Annotated in this window: 21 protein-coding genes; 7 read left to right on the top strand and 14 right to left on the bottom strand. The window is 70.0% G+C overall.

Going from position 1 to position 20,039, the window contains the following annotated elements; translation table 11 throughout:
- Window positions 1-7: 7 nt before the first annotated feature.
- The 9 genes from kynU to ABT061_RS33755 all read right to left on the bottom strand — a co-directional run bounded on the left by kynU (window position 8) and on the right by ABT061_RS33755 (window position 8,283).
- Window positions 8-1,240: a kynureninase gene (gene kynU, locus ABT061_RS33795; RefSeq protein WP_350925685.1), complete on the bottom strand. Its 1,233-nt coding sequence runs from the start codon at window positions 1,238-1,240 to the stop codon at window positions 8-10.
- Between the two features lie 127 nt (window positions 1,241-1,367).
- Window positions 1,368-2,339, bottom strand: coding sequence for an amidohydrolase family protein (locus tag ABT061_RS33790; protein WP_350925683.1), 972 nt, complete (start codon window positions 2,337-2,339; stop codon window positions 1,368-1,370).
- A gap of 3 nt (window positions 2,340-2,342) precedes the next feature.
- Window positions 2,343-2,858: a 3-hydroxyanthranilate 3,4-dioxygenase gene (locus tag ABT061_RS33785; RefSeq protein ID WP_350925681.1), complete on the bottom strand. Its 516-nt coding sequence runs from the start codon at window positions 2,856-2,858 to the stop codon at window positions 2,343-2,345.
- Entirely contained in the window at window positions 2,855-3,277 is a 423-nt protein-coding gene (locus tag ABT061_RS33780) for a RidA family protein (RefSeq protein WP_350925679.1), read from the bottom strand. Before ABT061_RS33780 ends, ABT061_RS33785 begins: the two co-directional genes overlap by 4 nt.
- Window positions 3,278-3,323: 46 nt before the next feature.
- A complete protein-coding gene (locus ABT061_RS33775; protein ID WP_350925677.1) occupies window positions 3,324-4,097 on the bottom strand; it encodes a 2-keto-4-pentenoate hydratase in 774 nt (257 codons plus the stop codon).
- Window positions 4,094-5,107, bottom strand: coding sequence for a 4-hydroxy-2-oxovalerate aldolase (gene dmpG / locus ABT061_RS33770; protein WP_350925675.1), 1,014 nt, complete (start codon window positions 5,105-5,107; stop codon window positions 4,094-4,096). The genes ABT061_RS33775 and dmpG overlap by 4 nt, the downstream gene beginning before the upstream one ends.
- Window positions 5,104-6,042: an acetaldehyde dehydrogenase (acetylating) gene (locus ABT061_RS33765; RefSeq protein WP_350925673.1), complete on the bottom strand. Its 939-nt coding sequence runs from the start codon at window positions 6,040-6,042 to the stop codon at window positions 5,104-5,106. The genes dmpG and ABT061_RS33765 overlap by 4 nt, the downstream gene beginning before the upstream one ends.
- Entirely contained in the window at window positions 6,039-6,836 is a 798-nt protein-coding gene (locus ABT061_RS33760) for a 2-keto-4-pentenoate hydratase (RefSeq protein WP_350925671.1), read from the bottom strand. Before ABT061_RS33760 ends, ABT061_RS33765 begins: the two co-directional genes overlap by 4 nt.
- On the bottom strand, window positions 6,829-8,283 hold the full coding sequence (locus tag ABT061_RS33755) for a 2-hydroxymuconic semialdehyde dehydrogenase (protein WP_350925669.1): 1,455 nt from the start codon (window positions 8,281-8,283) through the stop codon (window positions 6,829-6,831). Before ABT061_RS33755 ends, ABT061_RS33760 begins: the two co-directional genes overlap by 8 nt.
- A 73-nt stretch (window positions 8,284-8,356) precedes the next feature.
- Between ABT061_RS33755 and ABT061_RS33750 the strand changes: the two genes are divergently transcribed.
- From ABT061_RS33750 to ABT061_RS33735, 4 genes are all read left to right on the top strand, one after another.
- Window positions 8,357-9,115: an IclR family transcriptional regulator gene (locus ABT061_RS33750; RefSeq protein ID WP_350925667.1), complete on the top strand. Its 759-nt coding sequence runs from the start codon at window positions 8,357-8,359 to the stop codon at window positions 9,113-9,115.
- 265 nt (window positions 9,116-9,380) lie between these two features.
- Entirely contained in the window at window positions 9,381-9,863 is a 483-nt protein-coding gene (locus tag ABT061_RS33745; protein WP_350925665.1) for a VanZ family protein, read from the top strand.
- A 151-nt stretch (window positions 9,864-10,014) separates the two neighbouring features.
- Window positions 10,015-10,767: a GntR family transcriptional regulator gene (locus ABT061_RS33740; RefSeq protein ID WP_350925663.1), complete on the top strand. Its 753-nt coding sequence runs from the start codon at window positions 10,015-10,017 to the stop codon at window positions 10,765-10,767.
- A 126-nt stretch (window positions 10,768-10,893) separates the two neighbouring features.
- Window positions 10,894-11,124, top strand: a complete 231-nt coding sequence (locus ABT061_RS33735; protein ID WP_350925661.1) for a hypothetical protein — start codon at window positions 10,894-10,896, stop codon at window positions 11,122-11,124.
- A gap of 257 nt (window positions 11,125-11,381) precedes the next feature.
- On the opposite strand, the gene ABT061_RS33730 is transcribed toward ABT061_RS33735, so the two are convergent.
- On the bottom strand, window positions 11,382-12,683 hold the full coding sequence (locus tag ABT061_RS33730; RefSeq protein WP_350925660.1) for a hypothetical protein: 1,302 nt from the start codon (window positions 12,681-12,683) through the stop codon (window positions 11,382-11,384).
- 140 nt (window positions 12,684-12,823) lie between these two features.
- Between ABT061_RS33730 and ABT061_RS33725 the strand changes: the two genes are divergently transcribed.
- The 3 genes from ABT061_RS33725 (at window position 12,824) to ABT061_RS33715 (ending at window position 15,274) form a co-directional block, all read left to right on the top strand.
- On the top strand, window positions 12,824-13,366 hold the full coding sequence (locus ABT061_RS33725; RefSeq protein WP_350925658.1) for a gamma carbonic anhydrase family protein: 543 nt from the start codon (window positions 12,824-12,826) through the stop codon (window positions 13,364-13,366).
- A gap of 167 nt (window positions 13,367-13,533) precedes the next feature.
- Window positions 13,534-14,877 carry a hypothetical protein gene (locus tag ABT061_RS33720; protein ID WP_350925656.1) on the top strand — a complete coding sequence of 448 codons (1,344 nt, stop codon included), beginning with the start codon at window positions 13,534-13,536 and terminating at the stop codon, window positions 14,875-14,877.
- Window positions 14,878-14,992: 115 nt separating this feature from the next.
- Entirely contained in the window at window positions 14,993-15,274 is a 282-nt protein-coding gene (locus ABT061_RS33715; protein ID WP_350925654.1) for a hypothetical protein, read from the top strand.
- An 88-nt stretch (window positions 15,275-15,362) separates the two neighbouring features.
- Here ABT061_RS33715 and ABT061_RS33710 read toward each other — a convergent pair whose 3' ends face one another.
- The 4 genes from ABT061_RS33710 to ABT061_RS33695 form a co-directional block, all read right to left on the bottom strand.
- Window positions 15,363-15,644 carry a metal-sensitive transcriptional regulator gene (locus ABT061_RS33710; protein WP_344966736.1) on the bottom strand — a complete coding sequence of 94 codons (282 nt, stop codon included), beginning with the start codon at window positions 15,642-15,644 and terminating at the stop codon, window positions 15,363-15,365.
- Between the two features lie 18 nt (window positions 15,645-15,662).
- Entirely contained in the window at window positions 15,663-16,739 is a 1,077-nt protein-coding gene (locus ABT061_RS33705) for a glycosyltransferase (protein WP_350925651.1), read from the bottom strand.
- Entirely contained in the window at window positions 16,736-17,530 is a 795-nt protein-coding gene (locus ABT061_RS33700) for a hypothetical protein (RefSeq protein WP_350925733.1), read from the bottom strand. Before ABT061_RS33700 ends, ABT061_RS33705 begins: the two co-directional genes overlap by 4 nt.
- Before the next feature lie 169 nt (window positions 17,531-17,699).
- Window positions 17,700-19,820 carry a heterodisulfide reductase-related iron-sulfur binding cluster gene (locus tag ABT061_RS33695; protein WP_502991533.1) on the bottom strand — a complete coding sequence of 707 codons (2,121 nt, stop codon included), beginning with the start codon at window positions 19,818-19,820 and terminating at the stop codon, window positions 17,700-17,702.
- Window positions 19,821-20,039: the final 219 nt, after the last annotated feature.

Below are 20,039 nucleotides of genomic sequence, written 5' to 3'. Positions count from 1 at the left end.
CGGATGCTCAGGTGACGGCGAGGCGCCGGCTGTAGCGGTCGTCGCGCCAGCTCTCCTTCTCCAGCACCTCGGCCAGGGTCACGGCCGCGTCGTAGACGTCCACGAAACGGATGTAGAGCGGCGCGAAGCCGAACCTGAGGACGTCGGGGGCGCGGAAGTCACCGTGGACGCCGCGGTCGATCAGGGCACGCATGACCGGATAGCCGTCCGGGTGGCTGAAGCTGACCTGGCTGCCCCGCCGCTCCGGGTCCCTGGGCGAGAGGAGCCCCAGCCCGTACGGCGCGCAGAACTCCTCGACGAGCTCGATGAAGAGCGAGGTCAGTGCCACGCTCTTGGCCCGCACGGCGGCCAGGTCGACGCGCTCCCAGATGTCGAGCGAGGCGTTGAGCGGGGCGTAGGACACCACGTGCGGGGTGCTCACGGTGAAGCGCCGGATGCCGTCGGCGGGACGGAAGTCCGGCTCGAACGCGAACGGCTCCGCGTGACCGTGCCAGCCGGTCAGCATGTGCCGCCCCGCTGCCTGGTGGTCCGGGTGGACGTAGACGAAGGCCGGGGACCCCGGACCGCCGTTCAGGTACTTGTAGGTGCAGCCGACCGCGAAGTCGGCCGCCGAGACGTCCACCTGGTACGCGCCGGCGCTGTGGCACAGGTCCCAGATCATCAGCGCGCCCGCCGCCTGGACCAGCGCGGTGACCGCCGCCGTGTCGTGACGGGCACCGGTCCGGTAGTCCACCTCCGACAGCAGCACGCACGCGACGTCCCCGGAGAGAGCGCCGGAGAGGTCGTCAAGGCCGGTGACGTCGCGGATCTCGTAGCCGCCCAGCGCCTCCGCCAGCCCCTGGACCACATAGCGGTCGGTGGGGAAGTTGGCCAGGTCCGAGACGACGACCCGGCGCTCCGGCCGCAGGCCCAGGGCGGCGGACACGGCCTTGACGATGGCGATCGAGGTGCTCTCGCCCACCACCACCTGGCCGGGGCCCGCGCCGATCAGCGGGGCGATCCTGTCACCGGTGGTCAGCGGCAGGTCGTACCAGCCGGAGACGTTCCAGGCACCGACCAGCCGGCCGCCCCACTCCTGCTCCACGGTCCGCGTGACCGCGGCCGCGGCGGCCTTCGGCGGGGCGCCGAGTGAGTTGCCGACCAGGTAGATCGTCCCGTCGGGCAGGACGAACTCGTCCCTGATCCGCTTGAGGGGATCGGCGGCGTCGAGCGCGACGCACTCCGCACGGCTGATGGCCACGAGTCATCTCCGGGGTAGGTGCTGGCAACCCTTCCATCATGCCGTCACAGCGGATCAAGTGGCACCCCGGGCACGGCGGGACCGAGACCGGTCCCGCCGTGCCCGGGCTCCCCGGCTCGCCGCCGGGTCAGCGGCCCAGGAACCGGGTGGCGTTGCCGCCGAGCAGCTTGGCGCGGGCGTCCTCGGAGAGGAACCCCGCCCCTCGGATCAGCGAGCCCACCGGCGACTCGCCCAGCGGGTAGGGGAAGTCGGAGCCGAGCATGACCCGGTCCTCTCCCATCGTGTCGACCAGCAGCCGCAGCGCCCGCTCGTCGAAGACCACCGAGTCCACGCTGAACCGGTCGAGGTAGTGCGACGGCGGGAACTCGGAGACCCCGACGAGGTCACCCCGGCGGTGCCAGGCGTTCTCGAACCGGCCGAGCCAGAAGGCGAACGAGCCGCCGCCGTGCGCGAAGCAGAGGCGCAGCGTGTCCGGCACCCGATCGAGGACACCGCCCAGGATCAGGGCGAGCACCGACAGGTGCGTCTCCGCGGGCATGCCGACCAGCCACTGCGCCATCCAGCGCTCCAGCCGGGGCCCACCCGCCATGTCCCAGGGGTGCACGAAGACGGGCGCGCCCACGGCGGCGCAGTGCTGGAGGAACTGGACGACTCCCTCGTCGTCGAGGTCACGGTCGCCGACGTGGTTGCCGATCTCGACGCCCGCGTGCCCGGCGGCCATGCACCGGTCCAACTCGGCACAGGCCAGGTCGGGGTCCTGGAGCGGCACCTGGCAGAACGGCACCAGCCGTTCGGAGGCGCAGATCTCCAGCGCCAGGTCGTTGAAGATCTTCGCGACCCGTACCGCCTCCGCCGCCGGGCGCTCGTAGCCGAAGAAGACCGGCGTCGGCGAGACGACCTGGACATCCACCCCGTCGGCGTCCATCCGCTCCAGGCGGACCGAGGGGTTCCAGCAGTCGTCGGCGATCCGGCGGAACTCCCGGTCCCCGAGCAGGATCACGGCCTCCCGCTCGGAGTCGACCCGGAGCCGTGGCGCCCCCGGCCAGCCGAGATCCGGCCAGCCCCTGGGGACGTGGTGGGTGTGCACATCAATGATCAACGGCTATCCCTTGCCAGGGTGGACGGCGCCACAGTTCCCGCAGGTGCGCGCCTTCTCGTCGGCGTAGAACGCCTGGAAGATCGGCGGCAGGTCGGTCACGATGTCGCGGACCTGAAGCTCCACCTCGTGGACCACGGCGCTGCACTCCGGGCAGTACCAGAGGAACCTCTCCAGCACGCCCTCCGGCCTGATCCGCTCCACCACCAGGCCGACGGAACCCTCCTCGGGGCGCTGCGGCGAGTGCGGCGTGTTCGGCGGGAGCAGCCACATCTGCCCCTCGCGCACGTGCACGGTCTGCGGTCCTTCGGGGGTCATGAGGTTGACATGCATGTTGCCGCGGATCTGGTAGAAGAGCTCCTCGTACGGGTCGATGTGGAAATCGGTCCGCGCGTTCGGCCCGCCGACGACCATGACGATGAAGTCACTGGAGCCCTCGAAGACCATCTTGTTGCCCACCGGCGGCTTGAGCAGGTGGGCGTGCTCGTCGATCCACTTGGTGAAATCGATGGGTGGGATCACGGGCGCCCCTCCGGTCGGTAGGCCACGGCCTGAATTTCGATGAGCAGATGCGGGTGCGGCAACTGGTGAACGGCCACTGTGGTGCGGGTCGGGCCGGCCTCGTCGAAGTACTCCGCGTAGACCGCGTTGTACCCGCCGAAGTCATTGATGTTCACCAGGTAGGTGGTGACCTGCACGAGATCGCGCAGATCGGCTCCGGCCGCCCGGAGGATGTCTTTGATGTTCTCTATCACCGCCCGGGTCTGCTCGGCGATGTCGAGCGTGACCGTGCCGAACTCGTCGGCCTCGGCGCCGACGATCGTGTTGTCCGGCCTGCGCGAACTGGTCCCGGACACGTACAGGAAGTCACCCGCCCGCTTGACGTGCGGAAACCTTCCCCTGGGGGTGGCCTTCCCGGTGACGACGAGCCCGTCACTCATGCTCTCTCTCCTCTCCCGCGGGCGCCGACGGCATCCCGGCGCCCCTTCAGGACTTCTCTTCGGGCACGGACGCGGTGAACGACACCGATCCCAGGTGCTGGATCTCGGCCCGCACCCGCGCGCCCGGCGCGAGCGGCTCGGCGGGGGTGGCGGCACCGGCGAGCAGGATCCACCCCGGCTCCAGGACCATCCCGATCTGTCCGGCCAGGCGTGCGGCCTCCGCGAGGGCCCGGCGCGGGTCGCCCAGGATGGCGCCGGTCGACCCGACCTGGACCACGCGCCCGTCGATCTCCAGCACGACGCCCAGGTTCCACCGGGACGGGTCGTAGGGCCGCCACTGGCCGACGGCGTATCCGGCGGCCGAGGTGTTGTCGGCGATCACGTCGGGCAGCGAGAACCTGAAGTCCTCGTAGCGCGAGTCGATGACCTCGATACCGGGGGCGACGGCCGCGATGGCGTCCGGCGCGTACGCGTCGGCCGGCGACGCGATGCGCCGCCCGATGAGGTAGACGACCTCCGGCTCCGCCCTCGGGTGGATGTAGCCGGACACGTCCGCGTACGAGCCGTCACCGATGACCGACGACTCCGGCACCCGGCCGAAGATGATGTCGTGCACGCCCATCTGGCGGCGCTTGCCCTCGCTGGTGAAGCCCAGCTTCACCCCGGCCAGCCGGTCCCCCCGCGAAAGACGGAGCCGGATCAGCTCCTCCTGCACCCGGTAGGCGTCGGCCACGCCGTAGTCCTGCTCGGGCCTGGGCACCGCGCGACCGGTACGGATGGCCTCGTCCAGGACCGCGGCGAGCTTGTGGATGTCGGTCATGACTGCTCTCCCGAACGTGCGAGGTCCAGCGCGATGTCCACGATCATGTCCTCCTGACCGCCCACCATCCGGCGGCGGCCCACCTCAGTCAGGATGGTCCGGGTGTCGACCCCGTACCGCGCCGAGGCCGCCTCGGCGTGCCGCAGGAAGCTGGAGTAGACACCGGCGTAGCCAAGCGTCAACGTCTCCCTGTCCACCCGGACCGGCCGGTCCTGCAGCGGCCTGACCAGGTTGTCCGCCGCGTCCATCAGGGCGTTCAGGTCACAGCCGTGGTCCCAGCCCATCAGGTCGGCCACCGCGACGAACACCTCGATCGGGCAGTTGCCCGCCCCCGCGCCCATCCCGGCCAGGGAGGCGTCCACCCGGTAGGTGCCGTTCTCCACCGCGACCACCGAGTTGGCCACGCCCAGCCCCAGGTTGTGGTGGGCGTGGATGCCGATCTCGGTGCCCTCGTCGAGCACCGAGCGGTAGGCCCGGATCCGCTCCCTGACCCCGTCCATGGTCAACCGGCCACCGGAGTCGGTCACGTAGACGCACTGCGCGCCGTATGACTCCATGAGCTTGGCCTGCCTGGCCAGTTCCTCGGTCTCCGCCATATGCGACATCATCAAAAATCCGGACACGTCCATGCCGAGCTCGCGCGCGGTGGCGATGTGCTGGGCGGAGATGTCGGCCTCGGTGCAGTGGGTGGCGACCCTGACCGAGGTGACGCCGAGCGCGTGGGCGCGCTTGAGGTCGTCGATGGTGCCGATGCCGGGCAGCAGCAGGGTGGTCAGCCTCGCCCGGCTCACGGCCCCGGCGACCGCCTCGATCCACTCGTCGTCGGTGTGCGCGCCCACGCCGTAGTTGAAGCTGCCCCCGGAGAGGCCGTCGCCGTGCGCGATCTCGATCGCCGCCACCCCGGCGGCGTCGAGGGCCGCGGCGATCTCGGCGGCCTGGGCGACGGTGTAACGGTGCCGGATGGCGTGCATGCCGTCCCGCAGCGTCACGTCCTGAACGTACAGTTTCACGCCTTCACCTCCGCGCGCGCGCCTTCGTCGTCGGTACGGTCCTCGGCCAGGCGCTCGGCCGTGCGCAGCGCGGCGGAGGTCATGATGTCGAGGTTGCCCGCGTAGGCGGGCAGGTAGTGGGCGGCGCCCTCCACCTCCAGGAAGACGGTCACCTTGACGCCGCCGTCGCGGGTGCCGTCGGGGAGCGGCTCCCCGGCCGGGATCTTCTCGAACTGCACGTCCTGCTTGAGCCGGTAGCCGGGCACGTAGTCGCGGACCCGCTCCACCATGGCCCGCACGGCCTCCACCACCGCCGGCTCGTCACACTCGTCCACCAGGCAGTAGACCGTGTCACGCATGATCAGCGGCGGCTCCGCCGGGTTGAGGACGATGATCGCCTTGCCCTTGGCCGCCCCGCCGACCTGCTCGATCGCCCGGGAGGTCGTCTCGGTGAACTCGTCGATGTTGGCCCGGGTGCCGGGTCCCGCCGACCGGGAGGCGATCGAGGCGACGATCTCCGCGTACCGGACGGGCGCCTGCGAGGCGACCGCCGCGACGATCGGGATCGTGGCCTGCCCGCCGCAGGTGACCATGTTGAGGTTCGGCTCGGTGAGGTGCGCCTCCAGGTTGACCGGGGGCACCACGTAGGGGCCGAGGGCGGCGGGGGTCAGGTCGATGACCCGCTTGCCGTGCGCCCGCAGCACCTTGTCGTTGTGCCGGTGCGCGCCGGCCGAGGTCGCGTCGAGGACGACGTCCACGTCGGCGAACCCGGGCAGCGCGACCAGGCCCTCGACGCCCTCGTGGGTGGTGGCGACCCCGCGACGGCGGGCGCGGGCCAGGCCGTCGGAGTCGGGGTCGATGCCCGCCATCGCGAAGACCTCGACCTTCTTCGACAGCAGCGCCTTGAACATCAGGTCGGTGCCGATGTTCCCCGAACCGATGATCGCTATCTTCATGAGAACACCGCCCTGACCGAGCCGAGGCCCTCGATGTGTGCTTCGAAGACATCGCCGGACTCGACGCCGACCATCGGGCCGAGCGCGCCGGTGAGCACGACGTCCCCGGCGCGCAGCGGAAAGTCCGTGCGGCCCAGCGCGTCGGCCAGCCAGACCGCGGCGTTGAGCGGGTGTCCGAGGCAGGCCGCGCCCGCGCCGGTGGAGACCTCCAGGCCGTTCTTGCTCATGGTCATCCCGGCCAGGCGCAGGTCCAGGCCGCGCAGCTCGACCGGGGTGTTGCCGAGGACGAACGCGCCGCTGGAGGCGTTGTCGGCGACCGTGTCGACGAGCGTGATGTCCCACTCCGCGACGCGGCTGTCCACGATCTCGATCGCGGGCAGCACGAAGTCGACCGCCCGGATCACGTCGGCGACCGTGAAGGGGCCGCCCTCCAGGTCTGCGCCGAGGACCAGTGCCACCTCCGCCTCGGCCCTGGGCTGCAGGAAGCGGTCGGTCGGGACGGGCAGGCCGTCGAGGTAGGCCATGTCGGCGAAGAGCATCCCGAAGTCCGGCCGGTCCACGCCGAGCTGGCGCTGGACCGCGGGGGAGGTCAGTCCGATCTTCCTGCCGACCAGCCGCCGCCCCTCCGCCAGCGCCCGCCTGGTGTTGATCTCCTGTACGGCGTAGCCGGTCTCGGCGCTCCGGTCGGGCAACGTCTCACGCACCGGGGCGCACGGCTTGCCGCTCCGCGCCGCCTCCAGCAACCGGTCGGCCGCATCCCGGTACGCGTCGACGGCCTCGCTCCACTCAGTCATTTCCCGGCTCCAGCCTGATGGTGATCGTGGTGGGTTCGGAGTAGAAGTCCAGCGAGCGCGTGCCGCCCTCGCGTCCGATGCCGGACAGCTTCACTCCTCCGAAGGGGGTTCGCAGGTCGCGCAGGTACCAGGTGTTGACCCAGACCAGCCCGGCCTCCAACGACTGCGCCACCCGGTGGGCCCTGCTCAGGTTGGCGGTCCAGACCGTCGCCGCCAGGCCGTACTCGCTGTCGTTGGCCAGTCCGACCGCCTCGGCCTCGGTGTCGAACGGGGCGATGTGGCAGACCGGGCCGAAGATCTCCTCCCGGTTCACCCTGGAGTCGTGCGGCAGGCCGGTCAGCACCGTCGGCTCGACGTAGTAGCCACCGTCGCGGTCGTCGCCGAAACGCGGCACGCCGCCGCCGGCGCGGATCTCGGCGCCCTCGCTCTTGGCCAGCTCGTAGTAGGAGAGCACCTTGTCCCGGTGCTCGGCGGAGATCATCGGCATCATCGTGGTGTCCCGGTCGGCAGGGCGGCCGAACCGCAGCTCCCCCGCGCGCCTGGCCAGCCGCGCGGTGAACTCCTCGAAGACGGGCCGTTCCACGTACAACCGCTCGGTGCACAGGCAGACCTGGCCGCCGTTGGTGAAGACCGACCGCACGCTCCCCTCGACCGCCGCGTCGAGGTCCGCGTCGGCGAAGACCAGCCCCGCGTTCTTGCCACCCAGCTCGAACGAGACGGGCTTGACCCGGTCCGCCACCGCTTTCATGATCGTCGAACCGGTGCGGCTCTCACCGGTGAAGGTGACCGCGTCCACGCCCGGGTGCTCCACCAGGAACTGGCCGGTGGAGCCGCCGCCGAAGCCGTGCACGACGTTGAGGACGCCGGGGGGAAGGCCGATCGAGGCGGCGATCTCCGCGAGCACCGCGACCGAGCCGGGCGTGTGCTCCGAGGGCTTGACCACCACCGTGTTGCCCGCGACGAGCGCGGGGCCGAGCTTCCAGGTCGCCAGCAGGAAGGGCAGGTTCCACGGCACGATCACCGCGACCACCCCGAGGGGCTTGCGCACCGTGTAGCTCAGCACGTCCGTCAGGTGGAACGCGTTCTCCGGGTGCTGGGCCGCGATCTCGGCGAACGACCTGAAGTTGGCGGCGCCGCGCGGGATGTCCAGGGTCCGGGTCTGGGCGACCGACTTGCCGGTGTCGGCGATCTCCGCGGCCACCAGATCCTCGAACCGCTCCTCGATCGCGTCGGCGAGGCGGCGCATCCAGGCGGCCCGCTCGGCCACCGGCAGCGCCGCCCACGCGGGCAGGGCCGAGCGGGCGGCGGCCACCGCTCTGTCGACGATGGACCGGTCCGCCTCGCGGACCTCACGCACCACAAGCCCGGTCACCGGGTCGTACGTGGCGAACGTCGCGCCCTCGGCGACCGGCACCCCACCGATGAAGTGGTTCACCTGGTCAGACAAGACTTCTCCTCGGGGATGTACTTCGCTGGGTCACTCCATACGGGTATAGGGCCCAGGTGGTTCATAAGCAAGAATGAGTTCCGTGAAACGGAACCCCGACCGGTTGTCCGTGCTGGAGAAATCCTGGCTCGTGCTTGACGCGTTCCGCCCCACGGGCGGACCGTTGCGCCTGATCGACGTCGCCGAGCGCTGCCATCTGCCCAAGACCACGGCCTTCCGGCTGCTCACCGAGCTGACCTCGATCGGCGCGGTCACCCGCCGCCCCGACGGCTACTATCTCGGCCGCCGCCTCTTCGAGCTCGGCAGCATCGTGCCCGGAGAGCGCGACCTGAGACACGCGGCACTGCCCTTCATGCACGACCTCTACGAGGCCACCCACGAGACCGTCCACCTGGGCGTGCGCGACGGCCTCGACGTCGTCTACGTCGAGAAGATCCGTGGCCAGACGGCCTTCGCGCTGCCCTCGCGCGTCGGCGGGCGTCTCCCGCTGACCTGCACCGGGATCGGCAAGGCCCTGCTGGCCTACTCAGGACCCGACCTGATCGACGAGGTTCTCGGCCGACCGCTCCGCCGGCTGACCCCGCACTCGATAGTCGACCCCCGGCGCCTGGAGGAGGCGCTCGGCCAGATCCAGGCCGCGGGGCTGGCCTACGAGCGGGAGGAGGCCCAGCTGGGCGGCGCCTGCATCGCGGCCCCGGTGTTCGGTGACGGGGTGGCCGTGGCCGCGCTGTCCATCTCGGTCCCGCTGGCCCGCTTCCAGCCCACCCGGCTGGCCCCTGCCGTCAAGGCCGCCGCCCTGGGCATCTCCCGCGCCCTGACCAGAACCATCTGATCCCGGGCCGGCTGCGACCGTCTCGACTCCGGCCACCGCTCAGCCCGAGGTTCCGGTTCCCGGAATTCCCCGGCGTGGGCCGGGCCTGACGCGCCGTACCGATCCACTCGGGTCCGACGCCCCCGAACGCCCCTTGCCTGAAGGTCACCTTCTCGTAACCTCACAGGACCGCCGGCCGGGCTGCGCGCACCGGCATCATTGCCTCATGCACCAGGCATGGCAGCTATGGGGAAATATCGTTATAGCGACTTTCCTCGCGGTCCCGGTGGCCGTTGTCGCCATCCACGTGCTGGCCCGCCACCGCGCCCGTAAGGGTCACCCCTGCCCCGTCCGCACCGCCCTGGCCGACGTGGTCGCGGTGACCGGGACCGCCCCCTGGATCTGGATGATCCTCACTCCTCGGGCGGGCGACTCCGGCGTCAGTCTGCTCCCCCTGGTGGACCTGTGGGCGACCCTCCACGGGCCGGCGCAGGCGGCGTTCGTACAGGTCGGCGGGAACCTTCTGGTCTTCGCCGCGCTCGGCGCCATGCTCCCGGTGCGCTCGGCGCGCCTCGCCTCGCTCGCCCGGATCGCGGCCGTGGCGGCGGGCTCCTCACTCACCGTGGAGATCCTCCAGTACGTCCTGCGCCTGGGGCGGGTGAGCTCCGTCGACGACGTGATCGTCAACACGGCGGGTGCCCTGCTGGCCGCGACCGTGACGCGCCGGTGGTGGGCCGACCGAATAGCGGCTGGGATCGTTCCACGGTAACGGACCGGAGAAACTCCTTAAGCTCGCCACACGAGCACGATACCCCCCAAAAGAAACAGGTTACCAACCCCTGTATCTGTGCGATCGTGGACAAGACGGGGCAAGTTCTCTGGAGACGCCAAACCCGGTTGGTGACAGAGGGTGATCGAACGTGCAGCAGTCCCCGGTACCTCCCGAGCCCCCGATCTATCGGCGCATCGCCGACGGGCTTCGCGAAGCGATCCTGTCCGGCGATCTCCGAGACGGGGATCGGCTTCCGGGCGAGAACGCCCTGATGGCACGGCACGGCATAGCCCGCGCCACCGCCAGACAGGCCCTTTCCGTGTTAATCAACGAAGGACTGGCCGTCCCCAAACGCGGCTCGGGGGTGTATGTCAGGCAGTTCCGCCCGATCAGGCGACACGGCTCCCGACGGCTCTCTCGTGACAGATGGGGGCGCGGCGCGGCCATCTGGGACTCCGACACCGAGGGCCGCCCCTACACCGTGGACGAGGTGGACATCGACCGGGAGCGGGCCGAGGACCCCGTGGCACGGGTGCTGGACAGCCCCGAGGTGTGGGTCCGCAGGCGGCGCTACTCGGTGAACGGGCGGCCGGTGCAACTGTCGGTCTCCCACTTCCCCGCCGAACTGGTGGAGGGGACCGCGATCACAAGGGAGGACACCGGACCGGGGGGCGTCTACGCGCGCCTCGGCGAGCTCGGCCACGCCCCGGCGCACTTCACCGAGGAGATCCGCGCCCGCATGCCCCATCCCCACGAGACCGTCCAGCTCGACCTGCCCGCCGGTACCCCGGTCATCGTGATCGCCCGGGTCGCCCGCACCACCGACGGCATCGCCGTCGAGGTCAACGAGATGGTCCTGGACGCCGCCTCTTACGTACTTCAGTACGACTTCGACTCATAGTTCAAGACCGTCCGTCAACCGATAGGTTGACCTGTCCTTCACGATCATTGATTTCTCTAGAGAAGTGCCGCACCGTCAGAGGTGGAACGTCGCAAAGACGGGCCTGGGCGCGGGGAAGGTGCACGGATGTCTTTCGACCGACATCTAGCGGAAATCGCCCGGGAGTTCCCCGACTGGACGATCTGGCGGAGCGACGCGGGCAGGTGGTGGGCAACCCGCCACCACCCGCTGACCTCCGCCCAGCGTGATGTCGGCTGCGCGATGACCATCGACGCGGACGGCCCTGAGGAACTGCGTGAGCAACTGCACACCCAGCGGGAACGTTCCGGCGAGGCGGAGCCGGAAAAGGACACTTGAAGACCGCCCGGTGCCGGGGTGAGCGGATCCGATGCGGTCCCGGCGCCGGGCCCCCAATCGCGGAAGCCCCCGACCCTATCGGGGGCGGGGGCTTCCGCTTGACCTCCGGACGGCTCCGGGCTCCGACCACGCCGCGGACCCACGATCACGCGCCGGTCTCCAGGACCACGCGGGCCTGCTCATGATCTCCGCGGCACCGCTGAGATCCACGGTCACGCGTGCCGATACCCGTTCACGCGCTTCGGGGCGAGGGGACCTCATTTGTGGGGAGCGGCGTACCTTCCCCCGTTCTTTCCCGCGGCCCGGCCGAGGTCGACGTCGGTGTCGACGTACACCTCAAGCTCCTCGGCAGAACGGTCACCGGCGTCCTCGCGGGGGGCGTCGTCTTCCACGATCACCCGTACGGACTCCAGGTCGGGTGCGGCGTCATCGGGCTCGGCGCCTCGCGCACCCTCGGATCCGGTGTGCTCCGCGTACCCCGCCGGCGCCTCGGTGCCGTCCGACGTCTCGTCGGAGATCCCCGAGACCCCGGAAATCCCGGAGACCCCGGAGATCCCCGAGACCCCGGAAATCCCCGAGACCCCGGAAATCCCCGAGACCCCCGAGACCCCCGAGACCTCGGAGACCTCGGAGACGTCGTTGGTGGCCTCGGCCGGGGCGGGAGCCGTCAGCGCGGGCTGGACACGGGCCGGGGGCAGCACCGCGTCCTCGTCGACCAGGGGACCCGCACTGCTCTCCCGGTGCAGCAGGTCGCCCAGGACGGCACCCATCTCGTGCAGGCGGCGCATGACCTCGTGGTGGGTGTCGGTGAGGTAGACGACCCGGCGGCCGGTGGTCTCGTCCAGGGCGTTGGCCCGCTGCTGGGCCGCCGACAGCGTGGAGTGCGCCTCGGTGTTGGCGGCGATGACCGTCGCCCGTGCCTCCGAGTGGGCCGCGTTCAGCGTGGACTCGGCCTCGGCTCGGGCGTGCTCGACGGTCTGCTCCGCCTCCCTCCTCGCCGAGGTGACCATCCGGTCGGCCTCGGCACGGGCGCTGCGCAGGGTCTCCTCGGACTCGGCACGGGCCGCGTTGACCGTCTCCTCCGCCTCGTTTCCGGCGTGGGCGAGCCGCTGCTCGGCGGTGGCGGTGGCCTCGGCCACCCGGCGCTCGGCCTCCTGCTGCGCGGCGTTCAGGATGCTCTCCGCCCGGTCCTGCGCGGAGGTGATCAGCCGCTCGGACTCGGTGGCCGCGTCGTCGCGGAGCTTGCCTGCCTCCGCCTCCGCGACCTGCCTCTTGGAGGCGGCCTCCTCCTCTCCCAGCTTCAGTATCTGGCTGAGCCGCTCGCCGAGCTCGTCGTAGTCCTGCGGGGCGTCCGAGAGCCTCCTGCGTGCCTCGGACAGCTCGATCCGGCCCTGCTCGGCCTGGTCGATCGCGCGCGCGAGCCGCTCTTCCAGGTCGCGAATCTGGTGGCGGTGGCGGTCCATGTAGTCGTGAACCTGTCGGCGGCTGTAACCGCGCATGACGACCTCGAACGAGTCCTCATGCATCAGGTCGGGAAAGCTCTCGTGCTGGTTTGTCATGGCACTGCCCGTGGAGGTTGTGTGGCGGGAAAGGTGACGTCAGGAGACGACTTTCCTGCTTACTGCCCAAGTCCGCAACCTGAACACGCCACCTGCTTGCCGAAATACCGGACAGAACGCCCCCCTCTAACATCGTCTCCATGAACGCCATGCCATACATCGCCGCCCTCGACGGCGACGCGATTCCGCGGATTCATCCGGACGCCTACATCGCCCCGGGAGCCGTGGTCGTCGGAAGGGTCCGGCTGGGCCGCGCCGCGAACGTCTGGTACGGCTCGGTCCTCCGCGGGGACGACGAGGACATCGAGGTCGCCGAGGAGTGCAACATCCAGGACCTGTGCTGCCTGCACTCCGACCCGGGCGAGCCGGCCGTGCTGGAGCCCCGGGTGAGCCTCGGGCACAAGGCCATGGTGCACGGGGCCCATGTGGAGACCGGCGCGCTCATCGGCATCGGCGCGATCGTGCTGGGCGGCGCCAGGATCGGCGCGGGGTCGCTGATCGCAGCCGGCGCCCTGGTGGCACCGGGGAAGCGGATCCCGGCGGGGGTACTCGTCGCGGGTGTCCCCGGGAAGATCGTCCGAGAGCTCACGGACGACGACCGCGACTCCTTCGCCCGTACCTCGGCCGGCTACGTCGCCAGGGCCGCCCGCCATCGGGCCGCGACCGTGTCGTCGCCGGTCTGAACGGCACGCCCGCCGGCCTGAACGCCCGCCTGCCGGAGCAGCCGGGAGAGCCTTACGATCGTGCGAGGCCCGCTTGGCGATCGCGGTGCCGGACACCACCTTGACCGAAGGGAGGCAGGGGCATCCCGCCCGTGGCGAAGGCCAGGGGCCCTCGCCCCGGAATGCCGATGACCGGCATGTGGCAGTGGGATGGGTTCGACGCCATCGAGCGCGACGTGCGGATCATGGTCGCCGACCACCGGTGGACGGGGCTCCCGCCGCTCGCGCGGGCCCAGGCCATCGCCCAGCGCACGCTGGCCACCCCGGACGGCGGGCGCTGGCTGTTCGGCGCCCACGCCCGGTGGTACCGCCAGGATCCCGCCGACGGCCGCTGGTACCTGACCGCACCTCCCGCCGACCGGGGTTTCCGCGCCGCGGCGCAGGTCATCCAGGTCACCTCGATGGTCCTGCCGCATCTGATCCCGACCGGCCCCGACTTCGCCGTCGACCGTGGGTCGATCCAGGGGTTCGTCGGCCCCGACGTGCCCTACGAGATCACCGAGCGGGTCCGCGAGCTGGTCATCGCCCAGCGGGGCAGGCGCAGGGAGGACTTCCCGCTCACCGGGCCGTTCACCCGGCTCTTCGCCGGGGAGGTGGCCAGCCCGGTCGCCGCGATCTGGGGCACGCTCATGTGGTGCGCCTACGCCCCCGCCTTCGACGGCAACGAGGTACTGCTGTCGATGTTCGGGGAGTTCCTCGCCCGCCCGCTGCCCGGCGACGAGTGGGTCCGCTGGCTGCCGCCCACCTCACTGGGCGAGCTGGTCGCGCTGTACGGCGAGCGGGTCAGGGCGGGGCACCCTGAGGCGGGCCTGCGGTTGGTCGCACTGATGGCCGACACCGCCGCCGTGGTACGCGGCGACCCGAGATTCGGGCCGCGTGCCGACGCCCTGCTGGCCATGATCGAACCGCTGCTCCGCCGGGCCTGCCAGGATCCCGTCATCGCCCACCAGGGCGACGAGATGGTGCGCCACGCGTGGCTCTCGCGCTGCCCGGCCCACATGACGCTGCCCGACGCCTCACCCGGCGACCACTTCCAGCACATGGTCTACGACCTGGTCCAGGCACTGGGCTTCCTCGCCCCGATGGGTGCCGATCCACGGGCGGTGGCCGCCTCGCTGCTCGCCGCCGACCTGGTGGCCTTCGCGCCGAGGGTGGCCGACGGGCTCTACCCGTGGCTGGATCCCGAGCTGCGGCACATCCTCCACGTGGTGCTCACCGACGCCGCGCACCCGCTGCGGGGCTGCTGGCCGCGCTCGGGCGAGCTGCCCTCCGCGCTCCACCCGCCGGACCGGGCCTCGGCCGCGGCCCTGCTCGGCGCCGCCTACGCCACCGGGCTCGCGTGGTGCCGGCTCACCGGGACCGAGGTACCCGAGCGCGGTTTCACGACGGCCTCGGCTGTCGTGCACCGGCTGACACACGAGCGGGACGACCCCGTCCCAGGAGTATCGGGGACCTATCCACGTCACTTCTGACACACGCCAGTATGCTTAAACCACAAATAGAGTTATTTCATCCTTACTCTCCCTATATCCTTCTAGGCCCCTACGCATCAGACAATTAGCTGAATTGTGATCTCGTAATCGGGAAATGATCCTCCTTGAGGACGTGCCGGGCGGGGCGAGGAATGGTCCCGATGGGCCATGGGCACCGATGACCGCCCGCCGTAACCTCGAAGTGGGTGTGGGCTGCGGAAGGAAGGACGACGCGGTGGGGCACGACGACCTGGACTCTAGAGTCCACGACCGTGTCGCGTTGGACGAGATCGCGCTCTATGCCGAGGTGCTGTCCGCCGTCGCCATCAGCGAACGGCCCCTCACCTTGGTGGAGCTCGACAACGCGCTCGGGTTGAGTGCTTCGGCTGTCTGCTGAAGCCACCGGAAGAACCGTTTTCAAGACCCGGTCCCGGACCCTGTAACGGGGTCCGGGACGTGGTCGGAAAAAATAGTCATGTGACTAGTCACGAGCGGACGAGACGGGCGATCGCGGCCGACGCCTCCTTGACCTTCTCCTGCGCCTCCGGGCCCCCGGTGTTGATGGCGTCGGCGACGCAGTGACCGATGTGATCCTCAAGCAGGCCGAGCGCCACCGCCTGGAGCGCCCGCGTGGCGGCGGACACCTGAGTCAGCACGTCGATGCAGTAGGCATCCTCTTCGACCATCCGCTGCAGACCTCTGATCTGCCCCTCGATCCGCCGTAACCGGGTCAGATAAGCCTGCTTGTCACCGCTGTACCCATGCATGTCCCAACGGTACCCGCGTCAGGCACAGCGGGATGTAGCCGCGATCAGTTTCTCCCAGCGGTCCGCCACCGCGCCCGCGCCGTAAACCGCCGCGGCCTCCAGTGCCCCCGCCGCGAGCTCCCGCCGGCGCCGCTCGTCGTCGATGAGCGCGAGCAGCGCGGACGCGTACGCCTCGATCTCGCCCTCCCCCTCGGCGACCAGGACCCCGCTCCGCCCGTCGGCCACGAACTCGCCCGCTCCCCGCGGGCTGTCGAACGCGATCACCGGCACCCCGCTGGCCATCGCCTCGATCACGGTCATCCCGAGCACCTCCGTCCTGGAGGTGGTCGCCACGATCGAGGCCTTGGCGAACTCGCCGGTCAGGTCGGAGGTGGTGCCCATGAAGTAGACGTGGTTGTGCAGGTCGAGGGCGCCGACGAGGGCCCGCAGGCGCTTCTCCTCGGGACCCCCGCCGTACAGGCGCAGCCGCCAGTCGGGGCGCTTGCCCGCGACGGCGGCGAACGCGCGGATCAACCGGTCGTGGGCCTTCGTCGGCACCAGGCGCCCGCCCGCGGCGACGATGCGGTTGTCCATCCGCGAGCGTGGCCACGGTCCGGTGGGCAGCGCGTCCGGGATCGTGCCGACCGTGACGTTCCCGTCCAGCAGACGGTCCCACTCCTGCCTGCTCGACTCGGTGGCGACGGCGACCGCGTCCAGGCGCGGGTAGAACTTCCTGATCGGCCCCGGCACCGGCGGGCGGCCCCACTCACGGGCGACCCGCACGACGTCACGCGGCGCGTGCCTGGCCACCTGGACGCTCAGGCCGGGGCGGGTGCTGATGAGCACGTCGGCCTTCAGGCTGCGCAACCGCCGCCAGAGAGCGACCTCGGTGCGCATCTGGCCGCGCGGGAGCAGGTGCCGCACCCCCGGCTGGGCGTCGACCACCCAGGACAGCTTCACACCGGACGCCACGGGGAAGAACGGCCTCTCCCGCTGGCGGCGGACGCTGATGATCTCGACGTCGTGACGTTCTGCCAGCTCTCCCGCGAGGTTGACCACCGAGCGGGTATCACCACGCATGCCGTAGACGGATGGGACGAGCAGGCAGATCCTCACCCGCCGACCTCGATCCTGAGCTCGTCGTCCGCCGTGTAGCAGGGACGGATCGGCACCCCGTCGATCTGGGCGGCGGGATAGTGCAGGCGGCGGCGCTTGCCGTCGACGTCGTCCAGCCGGGAGCCCAGCCGGAGCGGTGTGTCCACGCCGCGCACCCGCAGCGAGGGTTCCCAGGTGCCGGTCTGGTCGGGAGCCGCGGCGAGCACGTCGCAGAGTGAGAGCGCGGCGTGGAAGCGCACGCCCTGGACCGTTGCAACAGAGGTCAGCTCGGCGTCGGGCCGGCTGCGGCGCAGAGCGAGCCGCGCCTCGTGCCGGGCCTCGTCGTCGTCGAGGCCGGTGAAGGCCAGCAGCCCGGTGACCTCGAAGCGCCCCTCCCTGAACCAGACGGAGCGGACCTCGGCCGCCGGCCGGGCGTCGTCGATCTTCAGGGCCAGAAAGCCGTTACGGGTCCGGTAGGCGCGGTAGGCCAGCGTGCGGCGGCTCAGCGCGTACGCGTCCAGGTGGTCGAGGGAGAACCCGGGGTCGACGCTGCGCAGCCGGGTGCGCGACGCGCCCTGCTGCAGATAGGTGTCCCAGCGGCCGGGCCCCAGTTCCAGCGGCGCGAGTGAGACCGCCAGCGCCGCCTCGCGCGTCTGGACGCCCGGCGCCCCCAGCGGGACCCGGCTCTCGACCGCGGTGGCCCGGTTGCGCAGGACCAGTTCGGTGCCGTCGGCCAGCGGTTCGTCGACGGCCAGCCGAAGTGAGAGAACATCGGCCAGGGTAACCTCGGCATCGCTGACGACGACAGGCATCGTCAAGCCCCCTCCCCGTTGAATGAGCTACGCGACGTTGAGGTTACCGTGATTTGACCGTTATGTGAAAGGAAGGTTTTCGGACCTTACGTCCTTTTCATGGGAACTTGACCGCAGGTCAGGTGCGGCATGCGAAAAAATGCCGCACCTGACGTTCGGCCATCGGGCGTCAGGACGCCTCGACGGGCTGGCCCTTGATCGACTTGATCAGCAGCTGGGAGACGTCGACGACTTCCAGCGTCTCCCTGGCCTCGCCCGCGTTCTTCTTCTCGTTGATCGAGTCACCGAGCATGACCAGGCAGAACGGGCAGGCCGTGGAGATGGTGTCCGGGTCCGTGGTCAGCGCCTCGTCCACCCGCTCGGTGTTGATGCGCTTTCCGAGCCGCTCCTCCATCCACATCCGCGCGCCGCCCGCGCCGCAGCAGAAGCCGCGGTCCTTGTGGCGGTGCATCTCCTGGGTCTGCACACCGGGGACCTTGGCCATGATGTCGCGGGGCTGGGAGTAGACCTTGTTGTGGCGCCCGAGGAAGCACGGGTCGTGGTAGGTGATCTTCTCCTCGATCGGCGTGACCGGGATCAGCTTGCCCTCGTCCACCAGCTTGGCCAGCAGCTGGGTGTGGTGCACCACCTCGTAGGTACCGCCCAGCTGCGGGTATTCGTTGGCGAGGGTGTTGAAGCAGTGCGGGCAGGTCGCAACGATCTTCTTGACCCCGGCCTCGTTCAGCGTCTCGATGTTCTGCTTGGCCAGCATGTCGAAGAGGAACTCCATGCCCAGGCGGCGGGCCGGGTCACCGGTGCACGCCTCCATCGGGCCGAGCACCGCGAACTTCACACCCGCGACGTGCAGCAGCTCCGCGACCGCCTTGGTGGTCTTCTTGGCCCGGTCCTCCAGCGCCCCCGCGCAGCCGACCCAGAACAGGTACTCGGTGTCCTCCGGCATCTTGTCGTCGATGAGCTGGACCTCGATGGGGTCGACCTCGCGGCCGGCGAGCTCCTCGATCCAGTCGGCCCGCTTCATCTCGGACATCCCCCACGGGTTGCCCTTGTTCTCCAGGTTCTTGACCATGACGCCGGCCTCGGAGGGGAAGTTGGACTCCACCATCACCTGGTAGCGGCGCATGTCGAGGATGTGGTCGATGTGCTCGATGTCCACCGGGCACTGCTCGACGCAGGCACCACAGTTGGTGCAGGACCACAGCACGTCGGGGTGGATGACGCCGTCCTCGCCGACCAGCGGCTTCTCCAACAGGGCCAGCACGTCCTCGTGCAGGTCGGCGCGCTGCTCCTGGGTGGCCATCAGATACGGCGCCACCTTGAAGGCGTGGTCGCGCTGGTCCAGGATCAGCATCTTCGGCGACAGCGGCTTGTCGGTGTTCCAGGCCGGGCACTGCGACTGGCAACGGCCGCACTCGGTACAGGTGTAGAAGTCGAGGAAGCCCTTCCAGGTGGTGTCCTCGATCTTGCCCCGGCCGAGCCGGTCACCATCGAGGTCCTCGTCCTCGAAGTCGACGATCTTGCCGTCGATCCGCATCGGCTGGGCCGCGCCGTTGCCGTCCGGGCGGCGGGAGAAGGCCACGTTCATCGGCGCGGTGAAGATGTGCAGGTGCTTGGAGTTCACCACGATCACCAGGAACACCAGCATGACGCCGATGTGCAGGAGCAGGCCGACGTGCTCGAGCGCCTCGTTGGCCGCCTCGCCCAGCGGCCGCAGCAGCGCGGCCGTCGCGTCGGAGGCGAACGCCCCCGAGGCGTAGGGCAGGTTGCCGGTGTTGGCCGCGGCGCCGCGGAAGAGGAACATCGTCCAGATCACATTGAAGATCATGAAGAGGACCAGCCAGGCACCGCCGAGATGCGACCCGGAGAAGCGGGACTTGCGGCCCAGCTTCTTCGGAGCGTTCTTGATCCTGATGGTCGCGAAGGCGATGAGTCCCAGCAGGGCCGCGACCGCGATGAAGTCCTGCAGGAAACCCAGGATCGGCCACGTCCCGACAAGGGGAATGTGGAAGTCGGGGGTTCCGGTGATGGCCCCCTGGATCAGCGCGCCGTACGCCTCAAGGTAGACGGTCGCCAGGATGAAGAACGCCCACATGACAAAGAAGTGCGCGACACCGGACGCCGTCCACTTCAGCAGCTTCCGCTGCCCGAAAACCTCGACCAGCTGGGCCTTGAGCTCCTCACCGAGGTTGTTCTTCGCGTACTCGACGCGCTCGGGCGCGCCCGGCCCGATGGTGGCAAGCTTGTACAGGAACAACACGCGGCGCGCGGCAAGCGCGAGCGCCACGATTGTCATGACCAGCCCGATAATCGCTACCCAGAGCACGGGTCCTCCCACAGACGACGTTGGCTGACAGCGTACGACTGCCTGTCATCCACGCTGACGACGGGTCTCTATAAATACTACTGATCGGTAACTTAACTTCAAAGCGAGACCGACGGCGACCGTGGCCACCTTATGGTCAACACCGTTCCCAGAACAATGCTCTATATGCCGCCGAGATGGCCGCCGAGG

The sequence above is a fragment of the Streptosporangium sp. NPDC002544 genome (assembly GCF_040295965.1).
Taxonomy (GTDB): Bacteria; Actinomycetota; Actinomycetes; order Streptosporangiales; family Streptosporangiaceae; genus Streptosporangium.
This window is presented reverse-complemented; position numbering and strand designations above follow the sequence as displayed.